Origin of the sequence: Leptotrichia sp. OH3620_COT-345 (genome assembly GCF_003932895.1) — a bacterium.
In the GTDB taxonomy this organism is placed as follows: Bacteria; Fusobacteriota; Fusobacteriia; order Fusobacteriales; family Leptotrichiaceae; genus Pseudoleptotrichia.
Map to the genome: position 1 here is coordinate 1 of NZ_RQYW01000004.1, position 25,658 is coordinate 25,658.

Consider the following 25,658-nt stretch of genomic DNA (forward strand, 5'->3'; position numbering starts at 1 on the left):
TATTTCCAAATCTATTCCGTGTACCGCTTTAAATCCATTAGGATATTGCTTCTCCACTTTTTTCAATACTACTCCTGACATATCTGCTCCTCCTGAAATTGTTATTTTTATGTTTTATTATGTTTATTATCTATTAAATCTGTCTAATACTTTTATATATCGCTGTCTATATTGAAGAAATATTTTCCCGGTGAAACTCCTTCGTATTTTCTAAACGTTCTTATAAATGTATTTGAGCTGTTATACCCCACCATTTCAGCAAGTTCCTTTATTTTATATTCTTTATTTTTCATAATCTCCTTTGCTTTTTTTATCCTGTAAAGTGACAAATAATTCTTAAAATTATCTCCCATTATTTTTTTAAACAAAATACTCGCATATTTGAAAGAATACCCGAGATAATCAGCTAAATTTTCAAGTGATATATCTTTCATATAATTTAACAGCAAATATTTTTCTATTGAATTTTTTATAGTTTTTATATCTATTTCAGAATTTTCCTTTATAAAATTACAAAGTTCCGTCACTATTTCTTCAAAAGTATTCTTTAATTCCTTTACATCAGATATTTTAAGTATTCCTGTGATATCTGCATTTTTATTTATTTCTCCCATATTCATTTCATTGAGTTGTATTAATATCCTGTTTAAAGTATTATATAGTAATCCTGAAAACTCTCTTATAGATTTTTTATCCGTCAATTTCTGCTCTATATCATTTCCAAAAATTTCCTGTATCACTTTTTTCACTTCACTTACATTTGCTCCTAAAGTCTTAGATATAAGTTTTGCTTCCAGCTGAATAGGATAATAATATTTATTTAAGTGGTTATCATTCACAATATCTTGAAAAATAACTTTATATTGTTTGTATATATATTTATAATCCATTATTTTTTTAGCAATTCTGTATGCCGCAGGCAGTTCTTTCAGATCTCTGTACCTGTCAGTAACCGCCGCTACAAAATAAAGGGAAAAATTCCTTTCAATATGAAAAATTAAATTAGTCAAAATTTCTTCCATTTCTTCTCTAGGAAAATTTTCAATTATAATAGCAATACTTTTGAAATCGATATCTACAACTTCAAATATTGCTTCATTCATAAAATATTTCATAACAAATTCTTTTGATATTCTAAAATTATCATACATATTTTTAATAGAATCTACATCATATATTTCCATTAGGATTATTCTATATTCCTTTTCCCACAAAAACTTTCCGATATCCTGACCGTTCGGAATACCTAACAGAGAATCTTTCAATTTTTTCCTTTTTTGAATTTCGCTTAATTCTTTTACTCTACCTGTCAACTCCACGTTAGTAGTACTCAATTCATCAATTTTAGTTTTGATGTAAGTTATTTCAGCCGTTTCTTTTTCATTCCCATAACCCATTTTCTGTGCCAATTCTTTTATGGGGCTAATTATAAGATTTATTATAATTGCTATTATCAAATATAACAACAGGAACTGGATTATTCCTTTTCCCGCTTCCATTACTATAATACGGATAATATTTATTTCAGGCTGATAATAATAAAGTTCAATATCAAATTCCGGCAAATAGAATATATGCAGATTTCTTCCGTTTACTTTTATACTTTCCTTAAAAGATGAACTATTTTTATGCATCTCACTTATTTTCTTTACAATGTCTGAATTTATCTTTATATTTTCTAAATCAGATAAATTTAAAATACTGTCCAATTTCATATACCAGTTTTTTCTGTCTCCTACTTCATAAAAGAAACTTTTTTTATCAAGTTTTATTATCCAGTAACTTTTATTAAGATTCAGATAACTTTTATCATTTATAAAAATATTAATATAATTTCCGTCATCGCTTATACTTCTTATTTTTTCTTCAATATTGCCGAAAAACTTGTTATTTTTATAAAAAGTTTTTTTATCGATAATTCCTGTCGAAGTCATATAATAATTAAGTTTATTTGTGGAAAAATTAATCAGATAACCTATGCTTCCGTATATGTTATTACCCGTTGTTATCTTTTTATGCAAAATTGATTTAAGATACTGATACTCGACATCATTTTCATTTTTTAAAATATACTCATTGAACTTATCATCAAACTTTAGAGTATATAATGTGGACATTATAAACTGAGTCTTCTTACTTATACTGAAAAAAGCACTTAAGGCCTTTGCCTTTTCATTTTTATTTATTTCCTTTATTTTACTTCTGATATTAAACAGCAACATTATAAATAATAAGCATCCCAATATCATTAATGTTATATTATTTATTTTTTTAGAGCGTATAATATACAACTCAGGTATAGTTTTTAATTTCATAATATTCTCCACAATATTATCTCTTTTTTACAATTACTATAAGTATACCACAATTTTTACAAAATTCTTGATATTTAACAATTTTTTACCAGTAAATTTTAAAGTCCGGTTTCAGAAATCTTACTAAGGCCTCCATGTAAAAATAATCTCCCCATATACAGCATTCATTTACCCCCATTCTATGCGGTTTGCTGTAAACAGCTTCTTTTAACAGTCCATTTGATTCTTTCATATTTTTTGTTGTATATTTTTCTATGAGTGATTTCATTATATCTTTTGCTGCATTCATATATATTTTCTTATTTTCATCATTGTTATTGAGATTTTCAGACATTTCCAGTATTCCACATACTGCTATTGCGGCTGCCGATGTATCCTTCTCCTCTCCTGAAGTATCGTCAAAAGAAAGATCCCAATAACATACACTGTCTTCAGGTAGCTTATTTAAGAAATAGTTTGTCACTTTCTTATATAATTCCACAAATTTCTTGTTTTTTAAATATCTATATGCCAATGGAAATCCGTACATCCCCCATGCCTGTCCTCTCGCCCATGTGGAATTGTCAGAATTTCCTTGAGCCGTACTTCCTTTAAGAGGATTTCCCGTTTCTTTATCAAAATAATATGTATGAAAAGTGGATCCGTCTTCTCTTACTACTGTTCGGGAAGCCGTATTTATATGTTTTTCACCTATTTCCCTATACTTTTTGTCTCCTGTAACTTCACTTGCCCAGAATAATAAAGGTATATTCAAATTACAGTCTATTATCAGCCTGTAATTATCAGGGCTATCAAGTTCTCCCCATGCCTGAATAAACTCCCCTTTTCCCCTAAATCTGGTTATGAGATGTTCTGCCGCCATTATTCCTGTTATTTTTGCCTCTTCACATGTCGTCGTCTTATACTGTGCCACAGCGGAAGGTATGTATAAAAAACCCAAATCATGATGATCTACAGCATTTTTGGCTATTATTCTTTCTTTATAACCTCTCAGTTGAAATTCGGCTATTTTCCTATATTTCTCGTCTTTTGTTATTTCATAGGCAAGCCAAAGTATCCCTGTCCAAAAGCCGCTTGTCCAGTCATCCCATTCTCCTCCGTTCAGTATTCCCGGATAAATCCCGTTTACACTTGAAGGTCTCGGAAATGTATTTATAAATATTTCCGTATTTCTGTCAATTTTACTTAATGCATTATGTAATCCCTGATATAATAATTCTTTTGATAATTCTACATCTTCTGAATATTTTTTTATTGTTTCTTCATTTAATTTCATTACTTCACTCCTGTCTGTTCATATATTTTTTATTTTTATAATAAAACTTATTTAAAACTATTCTTACTTATCAGATGAAATAATTGTTATATTTTTATTTTTGTTAGGTTTTTAAACCTGTTTACAATATATTTTTAAAGTTAAAATTCAAATTTATCTCTGTGTTTCTCAGCCCAACTTTTCAGCATCTTCTCCAGTCTATCTGATATTTCGTTTTCAGAACTCTCATTTAATTTCAAAGGATTAAGCTGATATTCGTCATTTATATTATCATATAAAAATCTTTCCGTTACTTGTCCCGGATTGTATCCTTTATTTACTACATAAGTATGGGTTTTAGTTTTTACAGCTCTCCATCCGTATTTTTTATTATCTTCATTTATCCTTTCAAATTTCTCTATTGCGGATATTTGTCCCGGATATGAGGAAATAAAAGCTTTACTTTCTTCTCCGTTACTACTTCTGTTTACTTTCATTACACTGTCTTTCAAATTACTTCCTTCTACAGTATCCGGAATTTCTATACTCATTAATGATAAAACTGTTGGCATTATATCAGGGCTACTTATTACTGTATCCGTTTTTCCTATTAAATATGTGCTCCCGTACTTTATTAAAAATGGAACTCCTATGGCTTCTTCATACCATACATGTTTGCTCCACAAACCATGTGCACAAAGCATTTCACCATGATCGGCAGTTAAAATTATTATTGTATTTTCATATAAATCTCTTTCTTTCAAATAATTTATAATTCTTCCGAAGTTTTCATCTATCCCTGTTATTGCTCCGTAATACTTTTTCATAACATCTTGATATTCTTCTTTTGTAAAATTCAATTTTTCTTTCATACTTTCCGTATGATCGGTGACATTTTCCAATTTTACATTAGGATTTACTTTTAAATTCTTATTTTCATACATTTTCACATATTTTTCAGGAACAAGATCAAGAGGTGTATGTGGAGGATTCCATGAAACAAATAAGGAAAAAGGAATATCTTTTTCTTTACATTTTTCCAGAAATTCTATTGCTTTATCCGTTTCGTGTTCCACAGACCATTTATCTATTTCTATCATTTTCTCACTATTGCTCCAATAATGAGGTTTCATATGATTATCATATGCTCCATATGAATACCAGTAATCTATGCCATGACGTCTTTTCCCCGGTGGAGTATAAGCATCCCAGTCTTTTGCACCGGATAAAGGAGCTTCATCTCTATTCATTTCAGGACTATCTAAATGCCATTTTCCTATATATCCTGTGTAATAACCGTTTTTCTTTAAAATATCCGTTATAGTAACTGCATCTTCTTTCAGTTTTACATCCTCAAGGCCTATCTTACAGTTTGTCCATACTCCATGTGTTATCGGGTATGTTCCCGTCAAAATACTTGCTCTGCTTGGAGAACAAAGAGGGCAGCCACTTACAGCATTTTCAAACACAAGAGCCTCTTCAGAAAACATATCCATATTCGGGGTAATGACGTTTTCTTTTTTCATAAATCCCACTGAATTTCTTCTCCACTGGTCTGCAAATAAAAATAATAAATTAGGTTTTTTCATGTTCAGTTTCCTTCCGTAAAAACTCATTGCTATATTATCCAAACTTTTTTAAAAAAGTTTGACAAAAAATTTCCAACTCAACTTTCTTTTCGTGAGGGCTCATCGCCGCCCTCACACTCCAACTACCGGCTACAAAATTTTTTCGTAAAATTTTGAATGCAGGAGTTTTTACCCATATTTTAATTTTAACTTTTTACTATTATTACAATCTAACTACACTTTCACCTAAAATCATTTCTACAATTTTAAGCCCCTTTCAACATTTAAATTTTACTGCGTGAAAAATGCAGGGAGTGAGCGTCGTAAAAACATCCTTTTTTGTTTTTATAACGAACGGGCATTTTTGAGCTTTAGTAAAATTTGTGTTGAATTGTTTTTTTGCTAAGCTTTTTTTCCAAAAAAAGCATGAAAAAAGTCTTTTGATCGTTATTTTTTCATAAATCTTTTATATGCACTTTCCTGAATTTTTTCGGCCTTTACCAATCCTATATCATTCAGTCTTTTGACATACATATCCCAGTCTTTCTCTACATCGGATACCCCCATTATCCATTTTTGAGACATTTCTTCCACATAAGAATTTAACTGAGTATTTATCTTAATAAATTCTTTTGATTCTTCCTTAGTATATTTCAATATAGGCATTAATTCATGTACATAATTATTTTTCAGGTAAAAATCTATGGCATCAACAGCTTCTTTTACATACCACTGTTTTTCATATTCAGAATCCTGGGGCATTCCGAGTCTGAATTGAGCTCCGGATTCTCTTATTACTGCCAGAGGTGTCTTTCCTTCAGAATTTTTCATTATTTTATCAGTAAATACAGCTTTTCCGTCTACTACAGTGTAATCATCTCCTTCAATACCGAAATTCCATAGTCTTCTTCCTTCAGAAGAATACCAAAAGTCAAAATATTTAATAGCTTCTATCGCATTTTTGGATTTTGAGCTTATTCCCCATCCTCCTAAATATGTTGTTCTTGCTTGATATGTCTTATTGTCTCCGTTAAAAACAGGAGGAGCTATTATCCCAAAATTAAATCCGGGTATTGTTTTTTCCAATTTCCCGTTATAAGAACTTGTACTTCCGAACCAATCTACAGTAAATCCGCCTAAATTATTGGAAAGCATATAATCTCTTGCGGAAATTCCTCTTGTAAAGATTTCTTTATCTATAAGTCCTTCTTTGTACCATTTTGCAAGTTGTTTCATAGCCTCTTTATATTCCCCCTGTGCAGGTCCGAATTTTACCATCTCATTACTGTCATACCAGAAAGCTCTCGCTTTAAAAATATCAGATAGAGGCTGTAAAACCTTTGCTACAGTATCTCCTCTACTGAATATCGGCACTTCATCTTTTTTACCGTTTCCATTTGGATCTTTTTCTGCAAAAGCCGCGAGAACATTATGAAGTTCTTCGACTGTTTTAGGCTCTTGCAGTCCTAATTTCTGTATCCAGTCTTTTCTTATATAGTATCCTGTTGACGGCATAAAATTAAAGTAATCATAGTAATTAGGTATCATATAAATATGTCCATCAGCCGCAATTGCATCCTGCTTATATCTCGGATTTTCCTCCCAGAATTTTTTTATATTCGGAGCATATTTATCTATGAGTTCCTCCAACGGAATAAGTCCTCCGTCTATTCCCAGACCTTCAAGATCTTCAGTAAATTCGTAAGCAACTATATCAGGAAGTTCCCCTGAAGATACAAGAAGGTTATATGCTTCTTTCTGGTCTGTCTGATTTTGAGAAGCTACATTTTTCAGTTTAATGTTAGTCATCTCAGCCGCTTTTTTATAAACGGGAAGTTCAGGATCCAGAGCTTTCCCCAGATGAATTGCAAAAACAGTCAGTTCCTTAGGTTTCTCCGATATAAGGTAACCCTCGAGTTTCTTATCTTCTCCTTTAATTTCCGTTTTTTCTTTCGGCTTTCCGCAAGCACTCAATAAAACTGTCATGATTATTAATGTATAAACAACCTTTTTCATTTTATATCATTCCTCTCTTCTTTATTCATTTATTTCAGATACTCCGTATTTCTCTCTGCTTTTAAATTCTTTTCAAATTTATAATTACAGATTGTCCTCTGTTTACAAGGTTAATTTTCAGTTTTGTCTTTCCGTTTCCGACATTTGTCTTTACAGCCTGACTGCTTGATAAAAGTGAATATTCTCCGTCTATTTCCAACTCCGTTTCATATTTTGAAAGTTGCGTGGGATCACTTACTGCAAGGATAATTTCATCTCCTTTTTCGGTTTTTATAAGTGAAACGGGAGAAAAAGTCTTTATTCCGTTTACTTTTACTTCCTTATTTTTCCAGAAATTCATTCCGGTAATTTTTCTTTTCTTATCTTCTATTGCATGAACTTCATCGTCCAGACGAATAATTTCCACAGTATTTTCATTGTATTTTTCCACTTCTTCTTCAGTAAACATCGGTAATATTATATATGCATATTTGGAATTTTTAGGATTTTTTCCGTGTTCGATATACGCTTTAAAATACGCTTTTTCATGTATATCTGCTGATTTCCCTCCGATTTCCTTCCAGCTTCCTTTTTCATTTTTAATATCCACTGTAAGGATAGAAGGCTCCAATATTTTGTAACCTATATTTTCACCTGTTTTTCTGTCTGAGAAATTAACATATGTGCCTTTTTTTGCCTGTATTTTCTTTATTGAAGTTATATCCTGTCCGTCAATTGTCACTTTTTTATTACTTATATTATGCATTATTCTGTTATCCAGCGTTGTATGAATTTCATTGTCACTGCTTGTTATTCCCGAACCTACGGCTACAATTTCTTCACCGAGCATAAACCATGACTTTTTAGCTTCAGTCTTATTATTCCACGATATAAAATCCATTCCTGTCATTGCTACATTTCCGTCGGAAGCTCCTCCTGCCCATGCTTTGGGAGAAACAGCCGAAGGCACTCTTCTTTCTCCTGAACCGTCAGTTCTTTTTGAAACACTTTCAGTAGTTCCCGGCATATGAAGTTTATCCGCAGTCTGCCAGTAATCGGTAAAAACCGAAGAATCGGCACCGTAAATATACGTCATTCCGTCTCCCGTATACCAGCCTTTTAAATTTTCTCCATTCATCGTTTCAAAATTTGCTATTCTTGAAGAATGCATTGAAATTACAAACTTTCCTTTTCTTCTACTTATCTGAACGGCTCTGTCCATTGAAGAGAAAATCTTCGTACCATGAATTTCCTCTATGTTTATATTATTATCATTGACAATATCTTTCAATACTTTTTCAACAACCAGATTTCCTGTTTTTTCGATAACATTGTAACTGTTATTTTCAGCTATAGCTCTTTTTACTAATTTCTGTATCTGTTCCTTATGAGGAAAAACTGCTCCTTCAGATACCATACCTAATGCTCCTATAATAGATCTCCCTCTTTCCAGATCGTTGGAATTATCCCTTGACAGTGATCTTCCACTTACCGAATCATTTATTCCTCCGTTTATAAGTAAATAAGTATATCCTTTGATTATGGAGCCGTACAGTGTTTCCAGTCTCGGATCTTTCGGCAGAAAAGAAGTATCCTTTGCAACATACAGTAAAGTTCCCAGCCCGTTAAACAGAACACTTGCATATGTTCCGCTGTAAGCTACATTTTCATGCTGAATAAAGGAACCGTCTTCATAAAAACCGTCTCCTTTAGTTACTATTTCTCCTATATCACCTACTGCATCTACGCCGTTCATTGTTTCCGTCCTGTCTTTTGTCAGTATCCCTCTTCCGAAGGAAATAATTGCAGTGTCCATTCTGTTCCCCCCTTTGGATACCCTTTTATTAGGAGATGTGGAATACTTTGCAGCAGGACTTGCACCTGAATGAGTAGCATAAGGCTGAAAATATTTTGAAGCTTTCATCAGATTATCAAGAAGGTCGTCAGGAATTTCTCCGTACATGATTATTCCCGTTTCATTTATGCTTTTAGGAATGCCTATTTCCCACTGCCACCAGTTTCCGAGTTCCTGTAAACTGTCATTATAGACATTTTCATTAAGCCAGATAAGTGATTCAATTATATTTTTTTTTAAATCATCACTTTTATAATATTTTGTACCGTCTGTAAAGTAGGCTTTTGCCAATGTTTTTACATTTTCAAATGAACTTAATATCTGTGCTCCGTTTTTCATATCTTTCAAATCATTGAATATATACTGTCTATTCGGATCCGTATTTAACTTTCCGAGTATTTTCTCACTGTTTTTTTCCAGCTGTGTAATGATTTTTTCTATTTTCTGCCTGTTCCGAATATTATTTTCGTCAGGTATATTTATAATAATTTTTCTCCATTTTTCCCTTATTCCGTCAAATTCGTCATTTCCGCCTGAAGCTGCAGAAATAAAAGTCATCATTATCAATCCTGCAAATATTGCACTTTTTACAATCATAATTTCCTCCGTTTAAAAACTGTAATTTAATCCGATACTTTGTCTGAATATGTGATTTCCCGTTTTTTCACCGAATTTACCGCTTTTTTCATCGGTATTCTTAACTTTTATATCGGATACGGACATCGAAACAAATACATTAAGTCCGGGAATTATATTTTTTGTATACTTTATTCCGTATCTGTATTCATATGTTTCGGATTTTTTCTCTTTTGTTCCTGTTGTCTTATATACTGCACCTTTTCCCAAAGGCAGCCTCATGTCCAAAACGACATTGTCTCCATTTCCGAAATTATATGTTACTGCAGGTCTCAGCTGTTCGGAAATATATCTTTCAACATTGTTTCTTTTGTCAAAAAATCTGTCTTCTCTGAAGTACATCAGCTGTAATTTCCATTTGGGAGAAAATCCGTTATATACAAAACCGTACTGATTTTCCAGTTTATAATCCTTCTGACCTTTTCTTTCTCCTTTATAATAAATATCCGCCATTCCTGTAGTTTTTCCGTTAAGGAAATATCCGTTCCCTAAGTTATATGAAAAATTTGCGTCCAGTTTAAATTCATGGAAACCCGTTTTTGATACGTAGTAATCCTTTTTTTTATAATTTTTGGGCCTTCGGGAATTTTCGGACTTATATCCGAAATTCAGACCGTAATTTCCCTTTGAAAAAGTATTTCTATATCTGATTTCTCCAAACAGACGGTTTGAAGAAACTTTATCTTCTCTGTCGTTTTTTCCCTGAAACATTCCGTTGTCCTTGTAAAATCCTTCAAAATAATAGGATATTTTTGATTTTGTATCTGTCAGCGTCAGCCATATTAACGGTTTATAATCTGAAGATTTGGAATAATCTCCTGCCGAAAGAACATTTCCGTAATAATAGGATCTGTCCGAAGGATCTTCGGAATCAAGAGTAAATCCTACTGTTTTTCTCCATCTTGAAACTTTTTTACTGTTATTCAGTTTAGCAGCTATACTGTTCAGTATATTGTTTCTGAAAACATCTCCCTTATACTCAAATCCTGCTTCCACTCTGTCGGATTTATATTCTTTTCCTTTTGAATGCCTGTAATTTAAAGTCAGTGACAAATTTTCAGTCAAACCGAAAGCTAAATTTACATTATAGTAAAATATATTTTTCAGGTTTACTGATTTTACTTTATGTTCACTGCTAAGTCCCTGCAGTTTATAATGCTTGAATTTGTTTATGTTCCCTTTTTCGGTTTCAAAGCCTGTACCGAACCCCAGTCTGTAAACTCTGTTCAGAAATATTCCGTTTTTTTCTACATTTATTCCTATGTTCGGCTTGACGGAATTATAACTTTTTTCATTCACAGGAACATTTTTTATTGTTAAATTACTTGCTTTTGCTGAAACTCTCTCCCTCTCTTCATTTATATTCCCCTGAAATATTTTTTTAAAATTAATTCCTGCATATATTGAAACTCTGAACATATTTTTTTCCACAGGAGTATAAATTATTTTTGAACCTGCTCCTAAAACTATTACGGGATAACTGGAATTAAAAGTATAATTTTTATCGTTAATATTGATTTCCCTTTTAACGGAATTATGGGAATATGCAGTTCCTACAGTAGTCAGAAAAGAAAGTCCGCTGTTTAAGGCATAATCATAATAACCTCCGAAATATACGGTATCCGTTTCGGCTTTTCCTCCGTTATTCTTTTTAAAATCCAATGTTCTTTCTGTAGCCCCGAAAATAAATCCGAGCCTATTATTTCTCACTATGTGCTTTTCCCATATTCCTACAATTCCCTTTTCCTTTTTTCCTGCATTTATTACACCTGAAAAATTTCCGGTATCATTTATATGAAATATATCATGAGTTGTGGAATTTAAAGGTCTGTTTCTCATAATGTCTCTTGAAAAAGTTTTTTTCAGGCTTATTTTTTCAAACAGCCCGAAATTTATAAGTGCAGAATCTGCAACATATCCATGGACAACTCCTGAAATCTGGGACAATACATCGTTAAAAACTTTCCTGTCTTTTAACTGCTCCATTTCTCCGATAATTTTATCCAGATCCCCTGATATCCTGCTTTTATTCCTTTCATTTTCCAAATATTGTGCAAATTCACTTAAATTAATGTTTCCACTTACATCCGAATATTTGTTTTTACCGAGAATTACATCATTATTTTCTTTTTTTCTGTAAGTCCATACAAGACTGTCCTGAAATTCGGCCTCACTTCCGTCCACTTTTATTCCGCCTAAATACTCTGAAACCGAAAATTCCTTCCCTTCGCCTTTAAAGGAGAGATTCATCCTTCCTTTGAATATTACTGCATTCCCATTGATATATATAGGAACGCCTTCCTTTTTATTTAAAGTGAGAACCGAATTTTCCAGTGTCAAAGTTCCCGACTGCCCGTTTATATACCCGCCTTTTATTAAATCCGTCTTCATTTTTTCTGTATAATTCTGTGCATTTTTACTGCTTTCCAAAGATATTTCCGAATTTCGGACAAATGAATTTCCGCTTAAGTTCAGTGAATTATATTCTTCAACAGTCAGCCCTTCGGCAACGGCATTTTCAAAAAACAGTGAATCAGCTCCGCTGTTTCCTATGATTTTTCCATTTATAGAAACGGCATTTTTCAATATGACCGTATTATCCGTTAAGGATCTTGAAAATATTGCATTTCCCGATTTATCTCCGATAATTTTCCCTCCGTCATTTATAAAAGCGGCATTTCCGAGCTGCACTCCCGTCGCTTTTTCACCTTTTAATATTATTTCTCCTTTATTTACTGAGATACCGTTTTTATCCGTTTTTATTCCGACACCTTCATTTACATGTATTTTTCCCGTTCCCGAATTTATTCCGAATGAGTTTTCACTCACTGCCATTCCGGAAGAAAGTTTTCCGCTCAGAATTTCTATCTCACCTTTATTTTCGACCGTCCCCATCATTTGAGACACAGCAGCATTGGAAGTATTCCTTTCGTCTCCTCTGTGAATTATTCTTCCCTCATTTATAACGAGGGAATTTCTTCCTGAAGCTTTAATTCCCGAAGTATATTTTTTGCCTTCCACTTCCACCGTTCCTAAGGATATGATTTCCCTGTTGTCATTTGCCTGTATTCCCGTACTTCTCTCTCCTGAAACAAATATATTTCCTTTATTTATTATAATACCGTTATCGGATTTTTTTGTTTCTTTGGATGCAACTATTCCTGTAGCTCCTTCTTCTACAAAAATATTGCCTGTTGCCGTATTTTCAAAATTCGCATTTCCTGCCGCCTGTACTCCGTAGCTTTCTCCTTTAATGTTAATTACCTGATTATTGACTGTTTTTTCCGTAGGAACCGTTGTTCTCTTCAATATATTTATTCCGACAGATTTTCCGTCTACATTTATAATTCCGTTATTTTCAAAGTTTCCTTTGGATATTACTCCTATTCCCGTACTCCCGACGTTTATTTTTCCGAAATTGGCTGCACTTCCTTTTTCGTTATTTATAAATATTCCTTTTGAGTTGTATCCGCTGTAGGGATTTTTTCCCGTTCCGCTCACATTTACCGTTCCATAGTTTTCAAAGGAATTTTTATCTTCGGAGTTTATATTTACTCCTATTGCTTCCGAGCCTGACGTAAGTTTTTCGTTAGAAAATACATTTATCTCTCCTTCATTTCTGAAAAACATTTTATTTTCCAGAGAAACTCCCGTTGCTTTATCTTTTACTTCTATTATTCCGTTCCGAGTCGACAGTATATCGACTTTTTTATTTTTATTCCCCGTTATTCCGACACTCCCTGCCCCTGTAACAGACACTTTTCCGGAATTTTCAAACTTCAAATCGCTAAAATTAAGGAATACACCTTTTGCTTTATCTTTGACGGAAATATTCCCTGCATTTTGTATTTCCGCCGTATTCGTAACATTTATACCTGTTGCTTTCTTTCCTGAAATTTCAAGAATTCCTTCATTCCTGAATTTTCCCTTCTGTATGGAAACTCCTTCAAAATTAAAGTTGCTTTTATTAATTCCTTTTATAATTCCTCGATTTATGCTGAATTCATTAATTAATGTTCCTGAATTTATATTTATAATTTTTCTGTTTTTGTTTCCTGAATATTCAATATTTATGTTTACGGGATTATCCGTATCTTCTTTTCCGAGAAGTACGGCATATTTATTAGGTTGAATACTTATTACCGTATCACTGTTTAAATCTCCCGGAGTTATAATATTTCCCGTTATACGGTAATTTTTTCTCGGGTCCGCATTATTGTTCTGATCAGGATAAAGCGTCGCATATATCTGATTATGCTTTAATATTGTTAAAAGTATAAAAATTATAAGCTTTTTTTTCATTTTAAACTCCTTTTAAGCTTCCCCCTATTTCTTCATAAATCTTATATAAGCCGTTTTCTGGATTTCTTCAGCTCTTTTCAGTCCTATTTCATTTAATCTTTTTATATAATTGTCCCAGTCCTTTTCTATATCTGAAACTCCCATTATCCATTTTTGAGTCATTTCTTCGGTATATGCTCTTAACTGTGTATCTATTTTCAGAAATTCCTTTGCCTCTTCTTTTGTATATTTCAGAATAGGCAAATCATCCTGAATTACATCGGAACTTATGTACATGTCCACACCGTTATTCTGTCCTGACAGTTGTTTTTCGGCTTCTGCGTCTTGGAACATTCCCAATCTGTACTGTGCTCCTGTAGTTCTTATTACTGCCAGAGGATTTTTCCCTTGAGGATCTTTTAATATTTTATCGGTAAATACAGGTTTTCCGTCCACCATTTTATAATCTTCGCCTTCTATACCGAAATTCCATAATCTTCTTCCTTCAGGAGAATACCAGAAATCAAAATATTTTATAAGTTCGACAGGATTTTTTGCAGCAGACGTTATCCCCCAACCACCGATATATGTAGGTCTTGTAAAAACAGTCTTATTATTTCCCTTATATTCAGGAGGCAGAATAGGTGAAAGATCAAATCCAGATATTTTTGAAGCCAGCTTTTCATTATAGGAAGCCGTACTTGCAAACCAGTCATTAGTAAATCCTCCTAAATCGTTTGAAAGCATATAGTCACGGGAATTCATTCCTCTTGTAAATATTTCCTTGTCTATAAGTCCTTCCTTATACCATTTTGCCAGCTGTATCATAGCCTCTTTATATTCCTGACCGGCAGGTCCGAACTGAGGATTTCCCTTATCGTCATACCACACAACTTTAGCTTTGAATATATCCGCCAGTCCCATCATTATTTTTCTTATTACATTTCCTCTCAGGAAAACAGGTATTTCGTCCTTTTTGCCGTTTCCGTTAGGGTCCTTATCTCTGAAAGCTGTAAGTACATTATATAACTCGTCGACTGTTTTAGGTTCCTGAAGATTCAGTTTTTTCAGCCAGTCTTTTCTTATAAAATAACCTTGAGTTGTTTTCAGGTTAAAATAATCGTTATAATTAGGTATCATGTATATATGCCCGTCAGCTGCAACTGCATCCTGTTTATATCTTGGATTTTCCTCCCAGAATTTTTTTATATTGGGAGCATGTTTGTCTATTAAATCTTCAAGGGGTATAAGCCCTCCTTCCATTCCTAAATTCTCAAAATCCGAAACAAGCTCATAAGCTATAATATCAGGCAGTTTCCCTGAAGACAGCATCAAATTAAATCCTTGCACTTCATCACTCTGATTTTTTGAAGCTACACTTACAAGCTTTATATTTGTTTCTTCAAAAGCTTTTTTGAAAACAGGCAGTTCCCCATCTACGGCTTTTCCCTGAAAAATTGCAAATATAGTTACTTCTCTCGGTTTTAATGTTATAAGGTTTCCTGATAATTTCCCTCCTCCTTCAGTTGAGGAAGATTTTTCATTTTTACAGTTTAATAAAGCAAATAAACAGATTAATGCTAAAAACAACACTTTTTTTAATTTCATTTTTAATTCCTCCTGATTTTATTGAATTTTATTTTCTATCCTTTTACAGCTCCTATGGCAACTCCCTTTTTAAAGAATTTCTGGATAAAAGGGTATATGAGCAATATAGGTATCAGTGACAATACTATTACAGCATATATTATAGTTTGAGGTGAAGTCAAACTTTCAGGTGTTATAAGTTGTGTAGCTTCACCTGCAAGATTTTTTTCAACTATCAGTTTTTTTAGAAATACCTGTAACGGTGCTTTCGTATCATCAGTAAGTAGAACCATTGTCCAGAAATATCCGTTCCAACGGGATATTGCATAAAATAATGAAACCGTAGTTATTGCAGATGTGGATAAAGGCAGATATATGTTCGTCATTATTTTAAAGTGGGAAGCTCCGTCTATTCTTGCAGATTCTTCAAGAGATTTCGGAACTGCTTCAAAAAATGTCTTTAAAATTATAACGTTGAATGTATTTATTGCAAATCCGAGAATTATTCCCGCATAACTGTTTATAAGTCCCAAATCCCTGAAATTGAGATATTTCGGTATCATTCCGGGGTCGAACCACATTGTTGCCACTACAAGCATTATTATAGTTTTCCTGAATTTCAGTTCAGGTTTTGATAATACATATGCTCCACTTATTGTAAAAATCATGCTTACTGCCGTTCCTACAACAGTTATGAATATTGAATTTCCGTAAGCCCTCCATATTCCCGGAATTGCTGCGGCACTTTTAAATGCTTCAAAATTAAATCCTTTGGGAAATAATGTGACAGCTCCCGTTTCTATAAAATAAGGTTTACTGAACGAAGCTGAAAACACGTATATTATCGGGTATAAAAACATTACGGCAAAAACAGCAAGTAAAATATAATTTAATGTATAAAATATTTTTTCGTCCATTCCCATTTTTATTTTCATTTCATTCTCCTTTTTTTCCTACTTTTAAATTTGTGCAATATCTTAGTAAGCCTTAAATAATAAATTTTCATATATTTTATTGTTTTTATAAATCATGTAAATATACTGAATTCTCCATTTTCAAAAAATATATTACTTACAGCTGCGACTTATTCCGACTTATAAAGTATCATCATTCTATTTATTTTATTTTCTTCAGTCAACACTGTCTTATACGGGTAATATCCGCATATACTGTTTATGCAAATTTTCTATGTTATTACCATAAACTTGAACTTGATACTTTCTTACTCCATTTATTTGCACTGTATACAAGTATAAATCCTACCAACGCATTAAACAGACCTACTGCGGTTGCAAGACCGAAATCCTGTTGCAACATTCCCGTTCTGTATACATATGTACTTATGACATCCGCTGTAGAATAAGTGGCAGGCTGATAAAGAAGCAGAACAGTTTCAAAAGCTACGTTCAGCATGCTTCCTACTTTTAAGACTAACATTATGACAATAGTGGGGATTATTCCCGGTATTGTTATATATCTTAGTTGTTTAAATTTATCCGCTCCGTCGATTTTAGCCGCTTCATAAAGCTGTTCATCTATAGTCGTAAGGGCTGCCAAATATATGACTGCATTAAATCCCGTATTTTTCCATATGTTCAATCCTGTAAATATGCCTCTGAAATATTCCGGCTTGGATAGAAAATATACTTTTTCCGTTCCTAATTTTTCAAGTAAAAAGTTTATTACTCCCGTACTCGGTGATAAAATATTTATTGTAATTCCGGCTGCAACAACTATTGCTATAAAATAAGGTATGAAAGAAGCCGTTTGAACAAAAGATTTAAACAGTTTATTTTTTACTTCATTTAACATTAATGCCATTATAATTGCAAAAGGAAACTCCAGGAACAAACTGTACAGATTTATCATCAGAGTGTTTTTCAACGTCACATAAAAATATGGACTTGTCAGAAACTCCGTAAAGTTTTTAAATCCTACCCAATCACTTCCTGAAATCCCTTTAAACAAGCTATAATCTTTAAAAGCAATTAACAGTCCGTACATAGGTTTATACATAAATACTGCATACCATAAAATAAAAGGCAATAATAACAAATATAATGAAATCTGGTCTTTATTAAACTTTGAAGTTTTTCTTTTTGCCTTCATTTTTCCTCCTTAAACATAATTAGTTAAGTTTGATTTATAAATTATGTGAGTTTATTATCTAAATTTTTTTAATTTATATTAATAAATCCGCCTAAAGTCGGATCCTTTATTTATTGAAATATCTATCATTCGCATATCTCGGACCGACTTTAAGATCGTTTTTCCATGTATAAGTAACCGTAATTATCAGAAATATAAATTTTTTTAATTTTTCTAATTTTATTAAGTTTATTTCAATTCTGACATTTTTACAGCATCCATATCGTTAAATTCCTGATTTTCTCCCGCCATTCCCCATATGAATGTATAACTGCTCGTTCCCGCTCCTGAATGTATAGACCATGAAGGTGAAATTACACCCTGTTCATTTTTTACTACAAGGTGCCGTGTTTCCTCAGGTTCTCCCATAAAATGGAATACTCTTGTATCTTCTGTCATATTAAAATAGAAATATACTTCCATTCTTCTTTCATGAGTATGACAAGGCATCGTATTCCATACATTTCCCGGCTCAAGTACAGTCATTCCCATTAAAAGTTGGCATGACTGACATACAGCAGGATGTACAAACTGATATATCGTTCTTGAATTTGAATTTTCCAGACTTCCCAACTTTACAGGCTTTGCTTTTTCTATATCTATTTTCACATCAGGATACTTTTTGTGTGCGGGAGCTGAATTTATATAATATTTTGCAGGATTTTCAGAATCGTCGGATATAAATTTTAACTCTCTCGTTTCCATTCCTATATACAATCCGTCACGTGAATTCATTACATATTCTATTCCATCAGCTATTATTTTTCCTTTTCCTCCTACATTTATAACCCCAAGTTCTCTCCTCTCAAGGAAATATTCTGTTCCTAATTCTTTTGTTATTCCCAGTTCTACAGTTTTATTCACAGGCATTATCCCCCCTGCTATAATTCTGTCCACATGAGAGTAAGTAAGGGTCACTTCGTTTGCTACAAATATTGTTTCTATTAAATAATTCTCCCTTAATTTCTCTGTTATATAATGTTTTGAATCTTCCGGATGATTTGCATATCTTGTGTCTATCTTCATTTTTCGTCTTTCCTCCTATTATTTTTTTATTCTATTCTAAATTTATTTTATATAATTTTTATACAATCTGTGATTTATCTTGACAGCCATGCACCATCTACTGTCAAGGTATGTCCATTTACATAATCTGAAGCCTTACTTGCTAAAAATATCACGGCTCCCATTAAATCAGACGGCTCTCCCCATCTTCCCGCAGGTATTCTTCCAAGTATTTCTTTATTTCTCTGTTCATCTTTTCTTATCGGTTCGGTATTTTCAGTTTTTATATATCCCGGAGCTATGGCATTTATCTGTATGTTCTTATCAGCAAGTTCATTAGCAAATGCCCTTGTCAATCCTACAACTCCGTGTTTACTTACAGTATAGGGAGGAACAAACTTTCCTCCCTGAAAAGATAACATCGAAGCTATATTTATTATCTTTCCGCTTCCCTGACTTACCATTATTTTTGCTGTTTCTCTTCCAAGATGATACACAACATTTAAGTTTATATCCATTACTGCATACCAATCTTCATCTTCATATTCAAGTAAAGGAGCTCTTCTTATAGTTCCTGCATTATTTACAAGAATATCTATTTTACCGAATTTCCTCATACATGTTTCTATTATTTCCTGTCTGCATTTGGCAACAGTTAAATCTCCTGTTACAAATTCAACTCTCCTTCCTGTTTTTTCAATAATTTTTTTTATTTCTTCACAATTTTTATCATAAGCTGATATTACCAAGTCTGCTCCTGCTTTTGCCAGAGCTTCGGAATATGCGGCTCCTATCCCTGTGTTCCCTCCGGTTACTATGGCAACTTTATTTTCCAGAGAGAAATATGTTTTTAAAAATTCATTCATCTTTTACCTCCATTTTTTAAATTTCACTTATTCTATAGTTGAAGTATATCCTGACTATTTAATTTGTAAATCCTCAATTTTATATATACATTTTTCTATTTCTGATGTCTAACTCTTATTTTTCAATATATATAATGTATTTTCTTAAAAAATTCGAAACATTTTTTCGTCTATTTTCATTTTAGAATTTTATCTTTTTATACTTTATTTAATGTTTTTACAGTACAGTTTATATAATTATTTTTTATTTATCTAACTATTTTATTTCCTTAAATTATAAAAATTATTTATTTTGTTTCAGAATCTATTAAGCCTTCTTATTCTATATACAATATTATTTTTAATACCTTGTATTTTAATTTAACTATATTTATCCTGTAATTTTTTCATCCAAAATATATTCATATTTCTATATCCTTTTTTCCACAAGTCCTTTTATCAGACTTTATAAAATAGAAATATAAAATTATTATCTGATTTGAAATCCCCAAAAATAAGGTCTAATCATTCAAAACCGATAAAATTAATCAAATTTAAAAAAACTATATGAAGAAATATCGTTTTTCAATATTCATATATAGCTATATCCACATTTTATTATTTAAAAAAATATGATATAATTAAAATAAAAAAATATATAATATAAGGAGTATTTATGTTTCTAAAAAAGACAGAAAGACTGGCGTTAGTTGATTTTGAAAACAGGCATATAAATTATACAGAACTGATACAGAATGTCAGGTATTATTCAGAAAATATAATTGAATTGGAAGCTGGAAAATTTGCAATGATTCTAATGGAAAATCGTACTGAATGGATATACAGTTTTTTTGCAATATGGGATAAGAAATCCGCCCCTATCACAATAGATTCAGCCAGTAATCCCAAAGAAATTTTATATGTTCTTGAAGATTCAAATCCTGAATTGATTATCTGTTCCGACGAAACTGAAAAAAATGTATTGGAAGCCGTTTCAAAATACAATTTAAAAGATAGAATAAAAATAATAAATGTTGACAAAAATGCTATTAAAAATGAAAAACTTGAAATTATAAAAAACAGCGATTTTGAATTGAAAAATCCTGATAACGAAGATGTAGCAGTAATGCTTTATACATCAGGAACCACAGGACAGCCTAAAGGAGTAATGCTCACATATAAAAATCTGAATTCTGAAATGGATGGAATATTTGCAAAAAATATATTTACGTGTGAAGATCAGATACTGGCTCTACTACCATTTCATCATATTCTTCCCTTAACGGCAACAGTACTCCTTATGTTAAGAGAACAGACATCCATCATATTTGTAGAAAAAATAGCAAGTAAGGAAATCTTGGAAACACTGAGTAGAAATAGAGTAACCGCTCTCATCGGAGTGCCTAGAGTCTTTAAACTTTTTTATGACGGAATAAAACAGCAAATAGATGCTAAATTTATTACAAGACTTATATACAAAATTATGAGTAAAACAAAATCTATGAAACTTAAAAGAAAAGTATTCAAAAAAGTTCATGATAAATTTGGTGGACATCTTGATTTTATAGTTTCAGGGGGAGCTAAACTGGATCCTGAAATAGCTGAATTTTACGAGACTTTAGGAATATACTCTCTTGAAGGATATGGTCTAACTGAAACTTCACCTGTAATAGCTGTAAATACCCAAAAAGAAAGAAAAATAGGAACTGTAGGAAAAAAACTGGAAAATATAGAAGTAAAACTGGTAGAAGAAGAATTATGGGTAAAAGGGCCCATAGTTATGAAAGGATACTACAACAAACCTGACAAGACAGCTGAAGTAATGACGGATGACGGATGGTTTAAAACGGGTGATCTTGCTTCAATTGATGAAGAGGGATACATTACAATACGTGGTAGAAAAAACAGTATGATTGTCCTTTCAAACGGAAAAAACATTGATCCTGAAACAATTGAAAACAAAGTTATATCAAAAAGCAATTATTTAATAAAGGAAATAGGTGTATTCGGTCATAATGACAAAATTTCCGCAATTATCGTACCTGAACTTTTGGAATTCAGAAAAAAAGGAATTACAAATATAAATGCTTATATTAAAAACATAATAGAAGACTATAACCTGACGGTTCATAATTATGAAAAAATACTTGACTATAAACTTTATGAAGAAGAATTGCCAAAAACAAGAGTAGGAAAAATCAGAAGATTCATGCTCCCTAATTTATACGAAAAAAAGACTACGGAAAAGAAAAAAGTTGAAGAACCTGATACTGAAACATACAAAATATTAAAAGCTTATGTGAAAAAATTGAAAGGAGTAGAGCCTCTCCCTGAAGAAAATCTTGAGTTGGAAATAGGTATGGACTCATTGGATGTTGTCGAAATGTTTGCATATATAGAAAACAGTTTTGGAATTACTCTGAATGAAGAACAGTTTTCAGAAATGCCGAATTTAAAAACATTATCTGAATATATAAATGAGAAAGCGACTAAAATGGAAGATGCCGAAGTCGACTGGAAAAAAATCATTGAAAAAGCTCCACAAATCGAAGAAAGAAACAGATGGGTTACTAAAGTTCTTAGACCTTTATTAGACTTGATTTTAAAAATATATTTCAGATTGAAAAGGGTAAACAGAGATAAAATTACAAGCAGACAACAGATATTTGTATCAAACCATCAAAGTTTTATTGACTCTCTTGTACTTGGAAGTCTATTACCTCATAAGATACTTTATAACACAATGTTTTTAGCCATAGACTGGTATTTCAAAAAAGGAATTATGAAACTTCTTGTAACTAATGGAAATGTTGTTTTGATTGATATAAATAAAAATATAAAGAAAAGTGTGGAAGAAATAGCAGCTCATATAAAAGCAGGAAAAAATGTCCTTATATTCCCTGAAGGAGCAAGAACAAAAGACGGTAAAGTTGGAAAATTTAAAAAAGTATTTGCAATAATAGCAAAAGAACTTGATGTGGATATACAATGTTTAGGTATAAAAGGAGCTTACGAAGCTTATTCAAGATATATGAAGTTCCCTAAACCTAAGAAAATTGAAGTGGCCGCATTGGAAAGGTTTAAACCTGAAGGTACGTATGAGGAAATAGTTGAAAAAGCTGAAAATATAATACGTGAATACGTAGAAAATAATAAATAAATTTAAATTTCATAATACAAATAAAATTTAATTAAAAATTAACTTGAATTTTCCGAAAAAATTTTATAAAATGATTAGGTGCTTAGGAGAAATTAATTATTAATAAATCAGCACCTAATCATAAAATTTTAAAAAAAGTCCTTGACAAATTTGTAGAAAAAATATATAATCTACTTTGTCAGTGTGATTGAGGATTATGCCTTGGTGGCGAAATCGGTAGACGCACAGGACTTAAAATCCTGTGGTAATTATTACCGTGCCGGTTCAAGTCCGGCCCGAGGCACCACTTGATTTTTAAAAATTGCAATCATAACTATGCGGGAGTAACTCAGTTGGTAGAGTGTCAGCCTTCCAAGCTGAATGTCGCGAGTTCGACCCTCGTCTCCCGCTCCATTATGAGCCATTAGCTCAGTCGGTAGAGCACATGACTTTTAATCATGGTGTCACTGGTTCGATTCCAGTATGGCTCACCATTTACAACATAATATTATGGTGTGTGCCTGTAGCTCAGTTGGATAGAGCAACGGCCTTCTAAGCCGTGGGTCAGGAGTTCGAATCTCTTCAGGCACGCCATTAAGGATCCATAGCTCAGCTGGTTAGAGCACTCGGCTCATAACCGAGTGGTCGCTGGTTCAAGTCCAGCTGGATCCACCATTATGCGCCCTTCGTCTAGTGGTTAGGACATCGGGTTTTCATCCCGGCAACAGGAGTTCGATCCTCCTAGGGCGTACCACTGTTACTACCATAATTAAAAGTTGTGGTATTTTTTTTGAAGATAATTTATGCCCAGATAGCTCAGTCGGTAGAGCAAGGGACTGAAAATCCCTGTGTCCGTGGTTCGATTCCGCGTCTGGGCACCATCAAATAAACTAAAAACTTACATATATGTGCAATCCTATAAAATCAAGGATTGCACTTTTTTCTTTTATTTACAGTATTTTAAAAGTAACTGTAATTTATTTATATTCAAATAAATTTACTATTATTTAAATATATTTGATAACATACTAACAATTTAATAATGATTTAATATTAATGTTTAAATATTAATAAATTAAATCTCAATGTCAAGAGCAAAGTCGAAAAATTTCGTACTCATAAGATATTCTTTTTATTAATTTTATTTTGTTATTTTTGCCTTTTATAAATTTATTATTTACATTATATTTTATATATTCTTTATTTTTTTTAATATTAAGTTAAAAACCTAAAAATTTTTACTTCTAACAAAAAAATTTAAAAATAAAAAAATGATATACCTTTTAAATAACTGTACATACCCGATTATAAATATAATTACTTGAAATTTCAAAAAGTACATCATTTTTTGTTATTATTATTTTTAATATCCCCTTATCTTATTACATCATATGAATCAGTATTTATAATTTTTAAAATATCTTCTTTTTTAAACTCCGACACATCTCCATATATCGTATGTTTCAACACTCCCGAACCTATTCCGAAGTTTATCATTTCTTCCATTTGGTTCCCTGATAAATATGAATATATTACACCTGAAGTAAAAGCATCTCCCGTTCCCACTCTGTCCTTTATTTCCACTATATATTCTTTTCCTTTTACAATATTTTCCCCGTTCGTTATTATTCCCGAATAAATATTCCTGTTCGAACTTAACGGTTTCCTTATTGAAGAAATTATATATTTAAAATTATATATTTTATATACTTTTTTATATAATTTTTGATAATATTCTTTATAAGTCTCCGTATCATTATATAAATTATGTTCTATCCCGAAAATTTTAACAAAATCCAAATAACTTGCAAATAATACATCTACATTATTTATAATTTCTTTGTACCTTCTTGAAGCCTCTTCCAAAGAAATCAGTTTTGACCTGTAATTACAGTCAAATACAACTTCTTTTTTCAGTTTTTTTGCTATTTTTATCATTCTTTTTGACAGTTCAAATGATTTTTCACTTACTGACAATGTTATACCACTTAAAAACAGTACATCATACTTTGATAATATTTTTTCCATTTTTTCATCAGTCATTTCCATTTCGGAAAATGCCGAATATCTTCTATCATATGTTACTACTGACGGTCGTAATGAATATCCGTTTTCAAGAAAATATATTCCTATTCTTTCTCCGCCTATCTCTATATCATCAGTATCCACACCGTATTGCTTCAAGTATTTTATACCTTTATGACCTAAGGCATTATCAGGTACTTTAGTTATATATCCCGACTTTATTCCAAAATTTGATAATGCTATGGAAATATTAAGCTCAGCTCCTCCATAAAATATTTCAAATACATCCGTATTTGACTGAATTATCATTTTATGCTCCTGTGGAGATAATCTGAGTAATATTTCTCCAAATGATAAAACTTTTTTCATAATTCTAAACTTCCTTTATTTTTAATAAATATTCTTCTGCTGTTTTAACTATATCTTCTTTAGTTCCCTTTACAAGATTTCCTCCTATGCCTACTGCCAAAGCACCTGCTTTCAGCCACTCATTTATATTTTCCGTATTCACTCCTCCGGTTACCATAAAGTTTACTTTAGGAATAGGAGCTTTTAATGATTTTATATAGCTGAAATCAAAATTATTTCCCGGAAACAGTTTAATCAAATCACATCCTGCCTCCAATGCCTGAATTACCTCATTTACAGTTTGGCAACCCGGAATATATGGGATTTGGTATCTATTACATAATATAGCGACTTCTTTACTGAAATTCGGTCCCACAATAAATTTTGCTCCTGCAGATATAGCTGTTTTTGCAGTTTCAGAATCAAGTACTGTTCCCGCACCTACAATTATATCACTATCTTCAGAAAAATGTGATATTATTTTTGAAGCAACTTTTATCGTATAAGTAACTTCCATAGTTTTTATTCCACCCTCTTTACAGGCTTCAACTACTGAAATAACTTCACTTTCAGAATCTCCCCTGATTACAGCTACTATTTTTTCATTTACAAGTTTTTCCAAAGTTGTATATTTTTTAAATATATCCATTTTTTCA

The 25,658-nt window shown here is 31.9% G+C and carries 14 protein-coding genes and 7 tRNA genes; 8 read left to right on the plus strand and 13 right to left on the minus strand.

Annotated features, from left to right (window positions below):
• Positions 1–152: 152 nt before the first annotated feature.
• The 11 genes from EII29_RS03360 to kduD form a co-directional block, all read right to left on the minus strand.
• The gene (locus EII29_RS03360; RefSeq protein WP_125236139.1) at positions 153–2,315 is read right to left on the minus strand and encodes a helix-turn-helix transcriptional regulator; all 2,163 of its coding nucleotides are present in this window, start codon (positions 2,313–2,315) and stop codon (positions 153–155) included.
• An 85-nt stretch (positions 2,316–2,400) separates the two neighbouring features.
• The gene (locus EII29_RS03365) at positions 2,401–3,591 is read right to left on the minus strand and encodes a glycoside hydrolase family 88 protein (RefSeq protein WP_125236140.1); all 1,191 of its coding nucleotides are present in this window, start codon (positions 3,589–3,591) and stop codon (positions 2,401–2,403) included.
• A 140-nt stretch (positions 3,592–3,731) separates the two neighbouring features.
• Positions 3,732–5,186 carry a sulfatase gene (locus EII29_RS03370; RefSeq protein WP_233573246.1) on the minus strand — a complete coding sequence of 485 codons (1,455 nt, stop codon included), beginning with the start codon at positions 5,184–5,186 and terminating at the stop codon, positions 3,732–3,734.
• A 399-nt stretch (positions 5,187–5,585) separates the two neighbouring features.
• On the minus strand, positions 5,586–7,154 hold the full coding sequence (locus EII29_RS03375; RefSeq protein ID WP_125236142.1) for an extracellular solute-binding protein: 1,569 nt from the start codon (positions 7,152–7,154) through the stop codon (positions 5,586–5,588).
• 61 nt (positions 7,155–7,215) lie between these two features.
• Positions 7,216–9,585: a polysaccharide lyase 8 family protein gene (locus tag EII29_RS03380; RefSeq protein WP_125236143.1), complete on the minus strand. Its 2,370-nt coding sequence runs from the start codon at positions 9,583–9,585 to the stop codon at positions 7,216–7,218.
• A 12-nt stretch (positions 9,586–9,597) separates the two neighbouring features.
• Positions 9,598–13,926, minus strand: coding sequence for an autotransporter outer membrane beta-barrel domain-containing protein (locus EII29_RS03385; RefSeq protein WP_125236144.1), 4,329 nt, complete (start codon positions 13,924–13,926; stop codon positions 9,598–9,600).
• 24 nt (positions 13,927–13,950) lie between these two features.
• Positions 13,951–15,513 carry an extracellular solute-binding protein gene (locus tag EII29_RS03390; RefSeq protein ID WP_125236145.1) on the minus strand — a complete coding sequence of 521 codons (1,563 nt, stop codon included), beginning with the start codon at positions 15,511–15,513 and terminating at the stop codon, positions 13,951–13,953.
• 35 nt (positions 15,514–15,548) lie between these two features.
• Positions 15,549–16,427, minus strand: a complete 879-nt coding sequence (locus EII29_RS03395) for a carbohydrate ABC transporter permease (RefSeq protein WP_125236146.1) — start codon at positions 16,425–16,427, stop codon at positions 15,549–15,551.
• Between the two features lie 259 nt (positions 16,428–16,686).
• Positions 16,687–17,601, minus strand: a complete 915-nt coding sequence (locus tag EII29_RS03400) for a sugar ABC transporter permease (protein WP_125236147.1) — start codon at positions 17,599–17,601, stop codon at positions 16,687–16,689.
• A gap of 228 nt (positions 17,602–17,829) precedes the next feature.
• A complete protein-coding gene (gene kduI, locus EII29_RS03405; protein ID WP_125236258.1) occupies positions 17,830–18,660 on the minus strand; it encodes a 5-dehydro-4-deoxy-D-glucuronate isomerase in 831 nt (276 codons plus the stop codon).
• Positions 18,661–18,740: 80 nt separating this feature from the next.
• Complete coding sequence (gene kduD, locus EII29_RS03410) at positions 18,741–19,511, minus strand: 2-dehydro-3-deoxy-D-gluconate 5-dehydrogenase KduD (protein WP_125236148.1); 771 nt, start codon at positions 19,509–19,511, stop codon at positions 18,741–18,743.
• Positions 19,512–20,166: 655 nt separating this feature from the next.
• Between kduD and EII29_RS03415 the strand changes: the two genes are divergently transcribed.
• The 8 genes from EII29_RS03415 (at position 20,167) to EII29_RS03450 (ending at position 23,510) form a co-directional block, all read left to right on the plus strand.
• On the plus strand, positions 20,167–22,650 hold the full coding sequence (locus EII29_RS03415; RefSeq protein ID WP_125236149.1) for an AMP-binding protein: 2,484 nt from the start codon (positions 20,167–20,169) through the stop codon (positions 22,648–22,650).
• 198 nt (positions 22,651–22,848) lie between these two features.
• A tRNA-Leu gene (locus tag EII29_RS03420) sits at positions 22,849–22,936 on the plus strand.
• 31 nt (positions 22,937–22,967) lie between these two features.
• Positions 22,968–23,043 (plus strand) — tRNA-Gly (locus tag EII29_RS03425).
• 4 nt (positions 23,044–23,047) lie between these two features.
• Positions 23,048–23,123 (plus strand) — tRNA-Lys (locus EII29_RS03430).
• A 23-nt stretch (positions 23,124–23,146) separates the two neighbouring features.
• Positions 23,147–23,223, plus strand: a tRNA-Arg gene (locus tag EII29_RS03435).
• A 4-nt stretch (positions 23,224–23,227) separates the two neighbouring features.
• A tRNA-Ile gene (locus tag EII29_RS03440) sits at positions 23,228–23,304 on the plus strand.
• 4 nt (positions 23,305–23,308) lie between these two features.
• Positions 23,309–23,383 (plus strand) — tRNA-Glu (locus EII29_RS03445).
• Positions 23,384–23,434: 51 nt separating this feature from the next.
• A tRNA-Phe gene (locus EII29_RS03450) sits at positions 23,435–23,510 on the plus strand.
• Positions 23,511–24,003: 493 nt separating this feature from the next.
• Here the strand turns inward: EII29_RS03450 and EII29_RS03455 are convergent.
• Positions 24,004–25,023 (minus strand): sugar kinase, encoded by a 1,020-nt coding sequence (locus tag EII29_RS03455; protein WP_125236150.1) that lies wholly within the window; start codon positions 25,021–25,023, stop codon positions 24,004–24,006.
• Positions 25,024–25,027: 4 nt separating this feature from the next.
• The gene (locus EII29_RS03460) at positions 25,028–25,651 is read right to left on the minus strand and encodes a bifunctional 2-keto-4-hydroxyglutarate aldolase/2-keto-3-deoxy-6-phosphogluconate aldolase (protein ID WP_125236151.1); all 624 of its coding nucleotides are present in this window, start codon (positions 25,649–25,651) and stop codon (positions 25,028–25,030) included.
• Positions 25,652–25,658 lie beyond the last annotated feature (7 nt).